Origin of the sequence: Halomonas marinisediminis, from assembly GCF_004347715.1 — a bacterium.
GTDB lineage: Bacteria > Pseudomonadota > Gammaproteobacteria > Pseudomonadales > Halomonadaceae > Halomonas > Halomonas icarae.
Map to the genome: position 1 here is coordinate 80286 of NZ_SLTR01000006.1, position 13470 is coordinate 93755.

Genomic DNA, 13470 nt, shown 5'->3' on the forward strand with positions numbered 1-13470 from the left:
TCATGGGGTCAGGACCGACGACACCAGCAGCTGCGTATAGGCATGCTGTGGATCGTCGAGGATCTGGTCGGTCAGGCCGGCTTCCACCACCTGACCACGGCGCATCACCATCAGGCGATGGGAGAGCAGGCGAGCCACCGCCAGGTCATGGGTGACCAGGATCACCGAGAGGCCTAGCTCGCGCACCAGGGTGCGCAGCATATCGAGCAGCCGAGCCTGCACCGAGACGTCCAGCCCGCCGGTGGGCTCATCCATGAACACCAGGTTGGGCCGAGTGACCAGGGTGCGGGCAATCTGCAGGCGCTGCTGCATGCCCCCCGAAAAGGTCTGAGGAGCATCATCGATGCGTCGAGAATCGAGTTCTACGCGACTCATCCAGTCCTGGCCGACGGCGCGGATCTGGCCGTAGTGGCGCTCCCCCAGGGCCATCAGACGCTCACCGATATTGGCACCGGCCGAGACGCCGAGGCGCAGACCGTCGCGAGGATTCTGATGCACCAGCCCCCACTCCATGCGCAATAGCGCCCGGCGACGCGCTTCACCGATGGCGTAGAGGTCGAGCTCCCCTTCCCGCCCCACTGTGTCACGGCCCTGGGCGACGGCCGGGCGATAGATCACCTGACCCGCATCGGGTCGTTCCATCCCCGAAAGCAGGCGCAGCAGCGTCGACTTGCCCGAGCCGGACTCCCCCACGATGCCCAGCACCTCACCGCGATGCAGGCGAACATCGATGGATTCGCACCCCTTGCCGGGACCATAGAGTCGAGAGACGCCTCGCGCTTCCAGCAAGGTGGCACGATTCAGATCGGGACGCTTCATGCCACCTCCTCGACGCGTGACTGGCAGTAGTCGGTATCCGAGCAGACGAACATTCGGCCGCCTCGGTCATCGGTGATCACTTCATCCAGGAAGGTGTCACGAGCCCCACAGATTTCGCAGGGCGCCTCCCACTGCTGGACCTCGAACGGATGGTCCTCGAAGTCCAGACTTTCCACCCTGGTATAGGGCGGAATGGCATAAAGGCGCTTCTCGCGACCGGCGCCGAACAGCATCAGCCCCTCGGCCATATGCAGCTTGGGATTATCGAACTTGGGAATCGGCGACGGGTCGGTAACATAGCGCCCATCGACCTTGACCGGATAGGCATAGGTAGTGGCGATATGACCGTGGCGGGCGATGTCCTCGTAGAGCTTCACGTGCATGACCCCATACTCCTCCAGGGCGTGCATCAGTCGGGTCTCCTCTTCACTGGGCTCGATGAAGCGCAGCGGTTCGGGGATCGGCACCTGAAAGACCAGCAGCTGGCCCCGCCTCAGGGGCTGCTCGGGAATACGGTGACGGGTCTGAATCACATCCGCCTCAGCGGTGGCCGTCGTCGTGGCAACGCCGGCCACGCGTTCGAAGAAGGCACGGATGGAAACCGCATTGGTCGTGTCGTCGGCCCCCTGGTCGATCACCTTGAGGACATCATCCTGTCCCAGGACGCTGGCGGTGAGCTGCATCCCGCCGGTTCCCCAGCCATAGGGCATCGGCATCTCGCGTCCACCGAAGGGCACCTGGTAGCCGGGTATCGCCACGGCCTTGAGCAGGCCGCGCCGGATCATGCGCTTGGTCTGTTCGTCCAGATAGGCGAAGTTGTAGCCGCTGGCGGTAGCTGCCGATCTGCTCATGCTTGCTGCTCCTGGGCCTGATCAACGGAAGTGGTGGCGTCGATATCCGTATCGACACCGGCGCCTGAATCACTGGATGCGGCGCAACGGGTGGCATGCTCTCGGCGCAGGCGCCGCAGTAGCTCCAGCTCGGACTGGAAGTCGACGTAGTGCGGCAACTTGAGGTGGGAGACGAAACCCGCCGCCTCGACGCTATCGGCGTGGGCCAGCACGAATTCGGCCTGCTGGGCAGGACCCGCGGCGGTCTCGCCAAGCTCCTCGGCACGCAGGGCACGATCGACCAGCGCCATGGCCATGGTCTTGCGTTCGTTGTGGCCGAAGGCCAGGCCGTAACCCCGCGTAAACTGAGGCGCGGCATCTCGCGAACCGCCGAACTGGTTGATCATCTGGCACTCGCTGATCTCGATCTCGCCGATGCACAGCGGTGCTTCACTCTCCTCTACCGCAATCTCGACCTCCACCATGCCCAGGCGGATTTCGCCGGCGAAGGGGTGGTTACGCCCGTATCCACGCTGGGTGGAGTAGCCGAGCGCCAGCAGATACCCCTCGTCACCTCGCGCCAGCATCTGCAAGCGAGTGGCACGATCCACCGGGAAGTCGGGCGGGTCGCGGGTGATGTCATAGGGCTCGGCGCCATCATCCTCCTCGCGCTCGATCAGGCCCTCGGCGTCGAGCAACTCCAGCACCTGAGGGCAGGACTCGAGGACAGCGTCGGCGGTCGCGGGAGCCTCTACCTCGCCATTGGCCAGCTGCAGAAAGTCGAGCAGGCGGTGGGTGTAGTCATAGGTAGGACCCAATACCTGACCGCCCGGAATATCCTTGTAGGTAGCGCTGATGCGACGCTCGATGCGCATCGCGGCCGTATCCAGCGGTAGCGTCTCGGCCAGCCGCGGTAGCGTGGTCCGATAGGCTCGCAGCAGAAAGACCGCCTCGACCATGTCACCACTGGCTTGCTTGATGGCAAGTGCCGCGAGCTCGGGGTCATAGAGCGAGCCCTCCGCCATGACGCGGGATACCGCAAGACTCAACTGCCCATCCACCTGAGCGACCTCGAGCTCCGCCGTCTGGCGTGGGCCACGGCGACGATCGGCGAGCCAGCGGTGAGCATTGGCGATGGCCTGCTCCCCTCCCTTCACGGCGACATACATGCGTCGACCTCCTCTGAAGCGGAACGAGTGATGCGAGTGCTGCGGGGTACGGCGGAGAGCCGGGTGTCACAGGTAAGAATGGCGTCCAGGCCGCAGGGGAAGCGTGCGCGATTGGTGGCGAGCCGCTTCATCAGCGCCTCGCCCCGCCCTACGTCCAGGCGTCGCATACCAGGAATACCGGGGCCGCTCAGATGCCAGGGGCCCGCGGTATCCAGGCGGTCGAGCACCACCAGCAGGGTGGTGCTGCGGTCCGGGTAGGTTTCGCTGCCTTCCTGAAAGGCCGGTGCCGCCTCCTCAAGAGTGGCGGGAGTGACCACGGCAAAGTCAGCCTCTTCGGGCATGTCGGTCCGAGGCGCCCCGGTGTGGAAGGTCAATGCCTCGCTCAGGCCAGCGGTATTCAGCTCGGGCGCCAGCCACACTCGTGTGTCGAGATCACACAGGGTCAGTAGCGTGGCCCAGCAAGCGGCACCGATCGCCGCCCCGGAGGGTGGCTGGGGCGTTCCCCCCACCTCGACAAAGGTGCCCGGCTCGGCCATCACCGACAGTAGCTGCCGATAGACCCGCTGGCTGTCATGAACGGGTACATCAAGGGCATTCCAGCGCATGCTCACTCCCCTCGAACCATGGTGAAGAAATCGACGCGGGTCGCCGCGGCGTGGCGCCCCCTTTCGTCATGTTCGTCGTTCAATGCCGCCTCCAGCGGCGCCACCAGCCCCTCCTCGATGACGGCCTCCCAGTGCCCCTGCTTGGCACAGGCGTCGACCAGGGCGATCAGCTCCGCATGACGGGGATCGCGGCCCTTTACCCAGCCATGTCCCAGCGCGCCCTCGGCGATGGCATCATCGGTCAGCGCCACGCTGGCGCGGGTCAGGGTCATCTCGCCCAGATTGAAGGCACTGCCGGTGCCGCCCATGCGACCACGAACCATGGCCATGCCAATCTCGGGGCCACGCACGCAACGGTAGGTCGGCGTGATGCCCAGCCGAGTCCAGTGCTCGGTCAGGCGCTCACGGGGAGTCAGCGCCAGAATGCGCTGACGTCTTGCAGAGCTCATGAAGACACCTCGTGGGTCAGTGAGTCAGGGGAGTTCGCGTCAGGAGAACCCGAATCAGAGAAATCCGAGTTAGCAAAATCGATGTGGTAGGCGAGCCTGTCGGCGCGGGCACGGCTGATCGAGACCTCGACCATCGCGCCGTCATCGACGTCGACGTTATCGCTGGTAAGCTGGAGCAGCGGTGTGCCATGCGCACAGAGCAGCTGGCGCTGATCTTCAAGGTCGGCGCAGGCAGCCTCGATACGCACCCGCTGCCGGCGCAGTCGGAGTCCATAGTGCTGATTAAGCAAGGCGCGGGTGGAACCGCCGCGATAGCGCTCCAGCCAGCCGGGAACCCGGGTGGGGACGAACCAGTGACGCAGGCGCATTAGCGGTGCCTCATCGACCCAGCGCAGGGTATCCACGACCAGCAAGGAGGTACCGACTGATAGCCCGAAGCGCGCGGCCACTCCTTCCGGTGCCGGCATCAGGGCCTGATGCCGGCATTCGGTACGGGCCTCGACCCCCTGCTCTGCCAGATGATGGGTGACCTTGCTGTCCGCACGCACCGTGTAGTCCAGGCGACGGTCGACCACCAGCGTGCCCAGGCCCTGATGACGCGTTACCAGCCCGGCACGAACCAGCTCCTCGAGCGCCCGGCGCACGGTGTGGCGATTGACACCGAAACGCTGTGCCAGCCGTGTCTCGCCGGGCAGCCACTGGCCGGGCTTGAAGTGCGAGCGCACTTCCTGAGCCAGGGTGTTGGCCAGGGCCTGGTAGCGGGGTTCACAAAGCGCTTGTCTAGACATGTTGGCTCCTGAAAAGAGGCGCGTTAGATGAAGCGCTTGCGAACCTGTTGCGAGAGCATGTCGAGCAGCGTCACGGCGACGATAATCACCAGCAGAATGGTGGCCGTCTCGGTGTACTGGAAACCGCGCATGGTTTCCCAGAGCGCAACGCCGATGCCGCCGCCACCGACCATGCCGAGCACGGTGGCCGAGCGGATATTGGATTCGAAGCGATAGAGGCTCACCGAGATCCACAGCGGCAGCACCTGGGGAATCAGGCCGAAGCGAATCTCTTCGAGACGCCCCGCACCAGTCACCCGAACCCCCTCCATGGGACCCGAATCACTCGCCTCCACCGCCTCGGAGAACAGCTTGGCCAGCACCCCGGTGGTGTGGATGAACAGGGCGAGTGTGCCGGCGAAGGGCCCCAGCCCCACGGCCACCACGAAGAGCATGGCGAATACCAGTTCGTTGATCGCGCGGCACGCATCCATCAGGCGGCGCATGGGTTGATGGATCCACCAGGGGGCGAGATTCTCTGACGACAGCAGGCTGCAGGGCACCGCACAGATCACCGCGAGCAGGGTGCCCCAGATCGCGATCTGGATGGTGACCAGCATCTGGTCGATGTAGTGACCGAGGTTGCCCGTACTCGGCGGCATGAAGTCGCTGGCCAGTTCGGCCATGTTGCCGGCGTTAGTGACCAGCTGGCTCGGCTGCATCTCGGCGCCCTGCCAGGCCCAGCCGAGTACCCCCAGGGTGAGGCCCCAACCAATCAGCGTGGTCCAGGGCCGCCGCAGGCGATGAGCATCCGTTATGGCGTGTTGCATGTTCATGAAGACTCCCGATTGAGGGGCCGTCATGGCCCCTCCTGATGGCGCAAGGCGGCTGAGGTTACTGGCTGGTCATGGCCGTTGTCGGAGCATGGTCGGCACCTGCCTGCAGCGCCTCCATGCGCTGATTGAGGACGTCGAGCCGGGCATCCAGATCCGTCAGTTGCGTCTCACGCTCATCCGCGGAGAGGCTGTCGTCGTTGGCAACCTGGGCACGCGCCTTGAAGAGTTCGAGCTGACGAATCGGCAGTAGCTGGTCGTCACTGGAGGGGGCGAAGCCCGACCACTGCAGGGGCTCGAGGATCTCGCGCTGGGCATCGGTCTCGCCGTAGGTAGTAAAGAACTCGCGAAGACCGTCCTTCAGATCCTCGGGCAGGTTCTTGCGCCACACCAGCGGGTCGGAGGGGATCAGCGGTGACTTCCAGATCACCTTGAGCTGCTCGGCCTTCTCGGGATGGATGATCTCGAGGCGCTCCATGCCCTCGGTATTGAAGGTCGCGACATCGACCTGGCCATTGGCCACGGTCAACGCGTTGGTCTCGTGGTTGGCATTGAGAGTGCGCTTGAAGGCGGTGGAGGCATCGATGCCGTTCTTGGCAAAGACGTAGTAACCCGGCACCAGGTACCCGGAGGTGGAGTTGGGGTCACCATTGCCGAACACCAGGTCGTCGGCTTGCGCCAGCATATCCTCGATGCTCTCAATGTCACTGTCGCGATGGGTGATGATCAGACTCCAGTAACCCGACGCCCCGTTGTGGGCCACGGTCTGGGCGAATATCTCGCCGCCGGCGCGGTCGATGGCTTCCATTGCCGACTTGTTGCCATACCAGGCCAGGTCGACCTTGTCGAAGCGCATGGCCTGTATGACGGCGGCATAGTCGGTGGCAAAGAAGGGCTTCACGTCACGACCCAGCTCCCGGGACATGTCGTCGAGGAAGGGCTGCCACTGCTCGGCCTGGTTCTGACTGGACTCGGTGGAGATGATGCCGAAGTTCAGTGCCTCGGCGGCCAGGGTGAGCTGGCTGACAAACAGACTGGCACCGGCAACCAGCGGCAGGGCGATACGACGCAGGGGGAAACGGGACATGAGCAGGCCTCTCCAGGCAGTTCGATGGCTAGTTAGATGGGTAGTGCAATAAGTCCTGTGAGCGGAAGGCGTCACGGAGGGGTGTCTCAGCCAAGCGCCCCGAGCGCGGCGCCCATCTCATTGGCCGCTGGCCTGGCATGCAGCTCGTCCAGGCCCGCATTGGCATAAAGGGCTTCGAGGCGACGGTCGGTGAGGTCGCTGGTGGGGCCATCGAAGTAGAGCCGGCCCTCCTTGAGGGCGATGGTGCGGGGGCAGAAGCGTCGCGCCACCTCGACCTGATGCAGGGTAACCAACACCGTGCGCCCATCCTCGGCGTTGATGCGGGCCAGGATCTCCATCACTTCGCGGGCACTTCGCGGGTCCAGTGAGGCGATAGGCTCATCGGCGAGGATGATGTCGGCGTCCTGCATCAGGACACGGGCGATGGCCACGCGCTGCATCTGCCCCCCCGAGAGGGTGTTGGCGCGCTGATGGGCCAGGGCATCGATGCCGACCCTGGCCAGGACACGCATCGCCCGATCGACCTCCTCGGGGCTGAAGCGACCGAGCAGGGAGCGACCCCGCGGCATGCTGCCCAGGCGGCCAATCAAGACGTTAGTGAGCACGCTCAGCCGGCCGACAAGATTGAACTGCTGGAAGATATAGCCGATCCGGCAACGCTCGGTACGCGTGCGCCGGACGAGGCGGCCGTCACTCTGGATATCCCGGCCGAGTACCTGAATCCGGCTGTGTCGTTCGCGGTTGGCATGGGTCAGGCCGGCCAGATGGCGCATAAGGGTGGACTTGCCGGAGCCGGAGGGACCCACCAGGGCAAGCATCTCGCCGGGCGATACGGAAAAGCCGACCTCGCGAAGAACGGGGTGCCGCCCGAAGGTCTTGCTGACCCGGTCGACCAGGATGCTGTGAATCGACATGACGCCTCTCCTCTTGGAATGGCCTCAGTGTCGCGGCACCGGGTTACCGGCAGTTGTCTAGACAATGATGATTGCGTGACACGCGGGGCGTGTCATGGGGGCCATGCATCCCCAACTTGAGAAGAAAGTAGATAAAAATCAATATATTATGTAGCAATGAATATTGACTGTCATCTGAATGACCGCCAAGCGTCATGATCGGGCGACTGAGTCTCGCGTCTCCCACAGCTGCTTGCGCCAGCGACTCTCGACGGTTTCCAGCTCGGCGGGTCCGTAGATCGCCCTGTCGTGCTGACCGTAATGGGCCCAGAGCTGGTCGCCGGCATCGAAGTGCCACCACTCGCTGGGCAGGTTGGTGAAACCGGCCTTGCGCATCATCGTGTAGAGCAGCCGACGATTGACGCGCACCCGACGTTGCCGCTCCGTCGGTTTTTCCAGGGTCTCGTAGTAGGCGGTATGCGAGGCCGGTACGGCCTCATCGAAGAGCGTGCCCATATCGAGGGGCAGCCCATCGCCATCGCTCAGGGTGACATCCACCGCCCCACCGGTCAGATGAGGACTGGGCGCTGCAGGGTCATCGCTGGGCACCGAGACGAACTCCCGGGTGCGGGTGAGAAGCTCCTCTTCTGCGAGCTCGGGGTGACGCCCACGAATCGCTTCCTGCAGGGTATCGAAGAGATACTGCTGAACCCGCCATGGCCGCCAGCCATCCAGGATGATCAGCCCCATGCCCTCCGGCAGGGCTCGCGCCACTTCGAGCAGGCGCCGATACACCCCTTCCCGTACGTAGCACTCATTGATCGCGCCCGGCAGACCCTGCTTGGCGTACACCGGGAAGACCTTGATCGGTGCCGGTGCCAGACTGAGCGGGATCAACGGCTCGTCGCTCCCTTCGATGGGTATCCGGCTCAGCACCGGCCAGTCGGGGCCGGGCGTCTCGGGGATCGGTACAGCGGTCAGCCGTGAGAGGTAGTCGGTCATGGGACTATCCAAGCAGTGAGGGCAGCCAGAGCGTGAGCCCGGGGAAGAGGATCAGCAACAGCAACACCAGGACCGCCGTGATCACGAACGGCCAGATGGTGCGAAACAGCGACACGATCTCCAGACGGCTGACCGCGGCCGCGACGAACACGCAGGCCCCCATGGGCGGGGTGATCAGGGCGATGGTGATATTGAGGGTGATGATGATGCCCAGATGCACGGGGTCGATCCCGGCCATCATCGCCACGGGGGAGAAGATCGGCGTCAGCAGCATCAGCGCCGACACCTCCTCCATGAACATGCCGGTCACGAAGGTGATTGCGCTTAGCATCAGCAAGATCACCATCGGCCGCTCGATATAGGGATCCAGCAACGCGACGAACTGGTTGGGCACCTGGGCATAGGCGAGCAACCAGCTGATGGTGGCCGAGGCGGCCATGATCATGAAGATGGCCGAGGTCAGGCGGGTGGTATCGACGATGGCCTTCCACAGATCGGCCAGGCGGAGCTTCCCCAGCAGCGCGCCACATAGCGCGACATAGAGGGCGGTCAGCGCCGCGGACTCCGTGGGAGTGACAAACCCCAGGACGATACCCGCCACGATGATAAAGGGGGCGACCAGGGCCGGGAGCGCTCCCACCGCCGTCACCATCAGCTCACGTGCGCCGGGCAGGCCGCCGCGCTTCTGAAGGCCCACGCGCCAGGCATACAGGGCATTCATGCCCATGAACGCCACCCCCAGCATCAGACCGGGAATCACGCCGGCGAGGAACAGGTCGCCCACCGAGGTGTTGGTCAGCGAGGCGTAGAGGATCATGAAGATGCTCGGCGGGATGATCGGACCGATCAACGAACTGCCGGCCGTCAGCCCGGCCGCGAAGGCCGTGGAGTAGCCCTCCTTGCGCATGGGTGGCACCAGCAGCGACCCCAGCGCCGAGGTGTCGGCCACGGCCGATCCATTGACCCCGGCAAAGAATACGCTCGACACCACGTTGACGTGCCCCATGCCCCCTCTCAGATGCCCGACCAGCAGCTTGGCAAAGGCCATCAGGCGGTCGGTGAGGCGAGTCACGTTCATCAGGTTGCCGGCCAGGATAAAAAGCGGAATCGCCATCAGCGAGAAGACATTGATGCCGCCGAAGAACTGCTGGGGGAGCATGCGCGGAATCATGCTCGTATCGACGAACAGGAACCCGACCAGCGAGGTGGCCAGCAGCGACACGAAAAGCGGCAGACCCAGCAACACATGCACCAGGAAGACGGCCAGCATGGTGAGGGTCATGTCGCCTCCTCCGTGGGCTCCCTGAGTGGCGCCGGCCCATGCCAGAGGGCCTGCCAGGCCAGCAGGGCGAAGCCCACCGGAAGCGCCATCATCGGCACCGTTCGGCTGACCCCGAGCCCCTGACTGGTGAACATCGAGACCGATAGCGCGTAACGGTAGCTGAAGAGGGCCGCGGCAATCGCGATGCCCAGCGTCAGCAGCCATTGATAGAGGTTCAGCAGTCGACGGAGCGGCACCGGCAGCAGACGCTCGATCAGGGCGACCCGCATATGGCCCCCCTCGATCCAGACGGCACCTGCCGCGAGCAGGACGCTGCCGATGATCAGGTAGCGGGCCAGCTCATCCGTCCAGATGGGGGCGCCACCGGCCAGGTAGCGCATGAAGACACCGAAGAGGATGATGGCCAGGTCCAGCAACAACAGCGAGCCGGCCACCGTTAGCGATACACGGCGGCTGAACCCCAGCACGCGAGCACTCAAGGATGGCATGGAAGGTTCCGCGATGATCAATGGGTTCGTGCGCAGGGCGGGCCCTGGCGGCTGCCCTGCGCCATGGGGCCGGTTACTCGGTCAGGTGGGTCATGCCGGCATCTTCCAGGGCCATGTCGATGAAACGGGGGTCGATATCACGCTCCTTGAGCCACTCCATGTAGGCCGGTTGCCCCAGCTCACGAAACTCGGCGAGTTCCTCCTCGGACGGCCGGATGACCTCCATGCCCTGCTCCTCGAGATAGGCGATGCGCTCTTCCACCCTGGCCTCGTTGTCGTCACGCGCCAGCTGATTGGCCTCGGCGACCGCCTCCAGGAAGGCCTCTCGCATCTCCTCGTCCCATCCATCGATCATCGCACCGTTGCCGACCAGAAACTGGTCCGAGTACTGAATGTTGGCCAGGGTCAGGTAGTCCTGCACCTCGTAGAGGCTGCCGAGGATGATGTACATCGGCGGGTTCATCTGGCCATCGGCGACCCCCGTGCGCAGCGCCATGTAGACCTCGGTCCAGGGGATCGGGGTACCCGAGGCGCCGAAGGCTTCATAGAGGGCCACCTGGCTGGGGTCCATGGCGCGGAAGCGCAGCCCCTCGAAATCGCCGGGTGACGAGATGGGCCGCTCATCGTTGGTGAAGGCGAGGAAGCCTCCCTCCTCGACCACGGCCAGCAACTCCAGACCGGTGCGCTCACGCAGCGCCTCTTCCACCGCCTGCCAGTACTCCCCCTCGTCGAAGAAGGTGCGTGCCGCCTCGAAGTCAGCGAACAGGAACGGGATGGCGCTGACGAAGACCTCGGGAACCACGGGCGACATGCCGGCGAAGGAGGCGATATTGAGGCTGGGGGTGTTCATCACCTGTTCCATGCGCTCCTCCTCCTCGCCCAGCATGCTGTTGGGATAGAGCTTCAGCTCGAGCTCGCCAGCGGTCTTCTCCTCGACCAGTTCCTTGAGGTTGGTAGCGAAGACATGGACGGCGTTCTTGTCGGGGTCCGGGGCGCCGTTGTAACCGATGTTCACGGTGGTGGCGGCCTGCACGCTACCGGCGAAGGCAATGGCAAGGCCTGCTGTCAGCAGCGATGCCGCCGTCAGGGAGCGAGGGGCGAGGGGGGAACGAAGAAACGGATTCATGCTGATCTCCAGTGGCTTGTTATTGATAAAGCGTGCGAGTGAAGATTATTGGTGAAGCCCCGGCGATGCCGGCATATCAGCAGATTAGGATTGAGCCGTTAACTAATCAAATCCATACGCCGCCCACCTCCCTGAACGAAGGGGGCGCCGCCAGCTCCCACTCTGTCAACATCAAGCCCTGGCTCCTATGCCTCGATGCCATCTGGAACGTTGAAAACCAACCACCAGCTCACAAGCAGCGAGGCTAAGCTGGAGATTGCACTCCCGACCCGCCATACGCATACGCGAGGAAACGAGCATGAGACGGATCACTCCGACACTGGCGGCAATGATGATCACCGGTGGCCTCGCCTCGGCAGCATCGGCCATCGCCGCCGAGGATATCGTGATTGTCTATGACGCCTCGGGGTCCATGTGGGGTCAGATCGAGGGCAGCAGCAAGATCGAGATCGCTCGTGACGTGATGGCTGAGCTGGTCGACCATTGGGATACCGACACCAACCTTGGCCTGGTTGCCTACGGTCACCGGCGTCAGGGCGACTGCCGTGATATCGAAACGCTGGTTGAGCCGGGGCCAATCGACAAGGCCCACTTCATCGATACCGTCAACGCCATCAAGCCGGTGGGCAAGACGCCGATTTCGGCGTCGGTGCAGCACGCCGCCGACCTGCTGGCCTATCGTGACAACCCCGCCACGGTGGTCCTGGTCTCGGATGGCGTGGAAACCTGCAATGCCGACCCCTGCGCGCTCTCTGAACAGCTCGCCAGTCAGGGTGTCGAGTTCACCGCCCATGTCATTGGTTTCGATTTGGAAGATGAAGCCCATGCCAGCCTCTCCTGCATCGCCGAAAACACCGGCGGCCTGTTCGTTCCCGCCAGCAATGCCGACGAGCTGCACGCCGCCCTGGCGCAGGTAAAGGATGCGGTCAACAAGGCGCCCCCGGCCCCCGAGCCGGCTCCAGAGCCGGAGCCGCCCGAGGTCAGCGTCTCGGGCCCCGACCAGGTGGTCACCGGTGCCCCCTTCGACGTCTCCTGGTCTTCACCCATCAACACCTCCGACATGATCGCCATCGTGCCGGTCGGCGCCGATGAGGGGACCCGCGGCAACTACAAGCGCACCGGCAACGACACCGAGGGCCGCCTGACCGCGCCCGCCGATACCGGCCTCTATGAGCTGCGCTATATCCTGGACGAGGACAAGCGGACCCTGGCCACCGCGCCCATCGAGGTCATCGCCCCCGAGATCAGCGTCTCGGGCCCCGACCAGGTGGTCACCGGAGCGCCCTTCGAGGTGTCATGGTCATCGCCCATCAGCACCTCCGACATGATCGCCATCGTGCCGGTCGGTGCCGACGAGGGGACCCGCGGCAACTACAAGCGCACGGGCAACGACACCGAGGGTCGCCTGACCGCGCCCGCCGACACCGGCCTCTATGAGCTGCGCTATATCCTGGACGAGGGCAAGAGGACCCTGGCCACCGCGTCCATCGAGGTCGTCGCCCCGGAAATGGGTATTTCCGGCCCCCCTATCGTGCGCGTGGAAGAGAATGTGGATATCTCATGGTCATCGACGATCAACTCCAGCGACATGATCGCCATCGTGCCGGCAGGCGCCGACGAGGGCGTGCGCGGTACCTACCGGCGCACCGGTAAGGTGACGAAGACTCGGCTGAGCGCCCCCGCCGAAACGGGGCTCTACGAGATTCGCTATATCCTGGACGAGGGCAAGAAGACCCTGGCCAGCGTTTCTCTCGAGGTCGTCGGTGCCGACGCCCCACTGGATGAAGGGGCGGGACTCTCGGTGCCAGCATCGGCCGCCCCGGGCGAGACCATCACCATCAGCTGGAGCGGGGGGAACGACAGCAGCGACCAGCGCATCTCGATAGCGCGTAAGGAGCAGCCCGACTTCAGCTGGATCAGCGTTCACTCCATCGGCGAAGCCAGCAGCATGGAGCTGATTATGCCGGATGATCCAGGGCTCTATGAGGTCCGTTTCCTGGATATTGCCGGTCGAGAACTGCTTGGCCGCTCGGTAGTGGAGGTAAAGTGAGAATGCCTCCACTCGATATGCTCTTCCGCCAGAGAGCTATGTCCATAGTACTTCCTGAAGGGCTTCGCGG

General features: G+C 64.2%; 14 protein-coding genes. 1 reads left to right on the top strand and 13 read right to left on the bottom strand.

The window, feature by feature from the left end; all coding sequences use genetic code 11:
• From phnK to E0702_RS06515, 13 genes are all read right to left on the bottom strand, one after another.
• Positions 1–819 (bottom strand): phosphonate C-P lyase system protein PhnK, encoded by an 819-nt coding sequence (gene phnK / locus E0702_RS06455; protein ID WP_132042162.1) that lies wholly within the window; start codon positions 817–819, stop codon positions 1–3.
• Positions 816–1670, bottom strand: a complete 855-nt coding sequence (locus E0702_RS06460) for an alpha-D-ribose 1-methylphosphonate 5-phosphate C-P-lyase PhnJ (RefSeq protein ID WP_132042163.1) — start codon at positions 1668–1670, stop codon at positions 816–818. The genes phnK and E0702_RS06460 overlap by 4 nt, the downstream gene beginning before the upstream one ends.
• Positions 1667–2818: a carbon-phosphorus lyase complex subunit PhnI gene (locus E0702_RS06465; RefSeq protein ID WP_132042164.1), complete on the bottom strand. Its 1152-nt coding sequence runs from the start codon at positions 2816–2818 to the stop codon at positions 1667–1669. Before E0702_RS06465 ends, E0702_RS06460 begins: the two co-directional genes overlap by 4 nt.
• Positions 2803–3423 carry a phosphonate C-P lyase system protein PhnH gene (gene phnH / locus E0702_RS06470; RefSeq protein ID WP_165927497.1) on the bottom strand — a complete coding sequence of 207 codons (621 nt, stop codon included), beginning with the start codon at positions 3421–3423 and terminating at the stop codon, positions 2803–2805. The genes E0702_RS06465 and phnH overlap by 16 nt, the downstream gene beginning before the upstream one ends.
• Before the next feature lie 2 nt (positions 3424–3425).
• Complete coding sequence (gene phnG / locus E0702_RS06475; protein WP_132042166.1) at positions 3426–3872, bottom strand: phosphonate C-P lyase system protein PhnG; 447 nt, start codon at positions 3870–3872, stop codon at positions 3426–3428.
• Positions 3869–4660 carry a phosphonate metabolism transcriptional regulator PhnF gene (gene phnF / locus E0702_RS06480; protein WP_132042167.1) on the bottom strand — a complete coding sequence of 264 codons (792 nt, stop codon included), beginning with the start codon at positions 4658–4660 and terminating at the stop codon, positions 3869–3871. Before phnF ends, phnG begins: the two co-directional genes overlap by 4 nt.
• A 23-nt stretch (positions 4661–4683) precedes the next feature.
• A complete protein-coding gene (gene phnE, locus E0702_RS06485) occupies positions 4684–5502 on the bottom strand; it encodes a phosphonate ABC transporter, permease protein PhnE (RefSeq protein WP_240721687.1) in 819 nt (272 codons plus the stop codon).
• 31 nt (positions 5503–5533) lie between these two features.
• A complete protein-coding gene (gene phnD / locus E0702_RS06490) occupies positions 5534–6559 on the bottom strand; it encodes a phosphonate ABC transporter substrate-binding protein (protein ID WP_132042168.1) in 1026 nt (341 codons plus the stop codon).
• Positions 6560–6645: 86 nt separating this feature from the next.
• On the bottom strand, positions 6646–7473 hold the full coding sequence (gene phnC, locus E0702_RS06495) for a phosphonate ABC transporter ATP-binding protein (RefSeq protein ID WP_132042169.1): 828 nt from the start codon (positions 7471–7473) through the stop codon (positions 6646–6648).
• Positions 7474–7665: 192 nt separating this feature from the next.
• On the bottom strand, positions 7666–8454 hold the full coding sequence (locus tag E0702_RS06500; RefSeq protein ID WP_132042170.1) for a M15 family metallopeptidase: 789 nt from the start codon (positions 8452–8454) through the stop codon (positions 7666–7668).
• A 4-nt stretch (positions 8455–8458) separates the two neighbouring features.
• Entirely contained in the window at positions 8459–9736 is a 1278-nt protein-coding gene (locus E0702_RS06505; protein ID WP_132042171.1) for a TRAP transporter large permease, read from the bottom strand.
• Positions 9733–10224 (bottom strand): TRAP transporter small permease, encoded by a 492-nt coding sequence (locus E0702_RS06510; RefSeq protein ID WP_132042172.1) that lies wholly within the window; start codon positions 10222–10224, stop codon positions 9733–9735. The genes E0702_RS06505 and E0702_RS06510 overlap by 4 nt, the downstream gene beginning before the upstream one ends.
• A gap of 73 nt (positions 10225–10297) precedes the next feature.
• On the bottom strand, positions 10298–11350 hold the full coding sequence (locus E0702_RS06515; RefSeq protein ID WP_132042173.1) for a TRAP transporter substrate-binding protein: 1053 nt from the start codon (positions 11348–11350) through the stop codon (positions 10298–10300).
• Positions 11351–11648: 298 nt separating this feature from the next.
• Between E0702_RS06515 and E0702_RS06520 the strand changes: the two genes are divergently transcribed.
• On the top strand, positions 11649–13400 hold the full coding sequence (locus tag E0702_RS06520; protein ID WP_132042174.1) for a VWA domain-containing protein: 1752 nt from the start codon (positions 11649–11651) through the stop codon (positions 13398–13400).
• Positions 13401–13470: the final 70 nt, after the last annotated feature.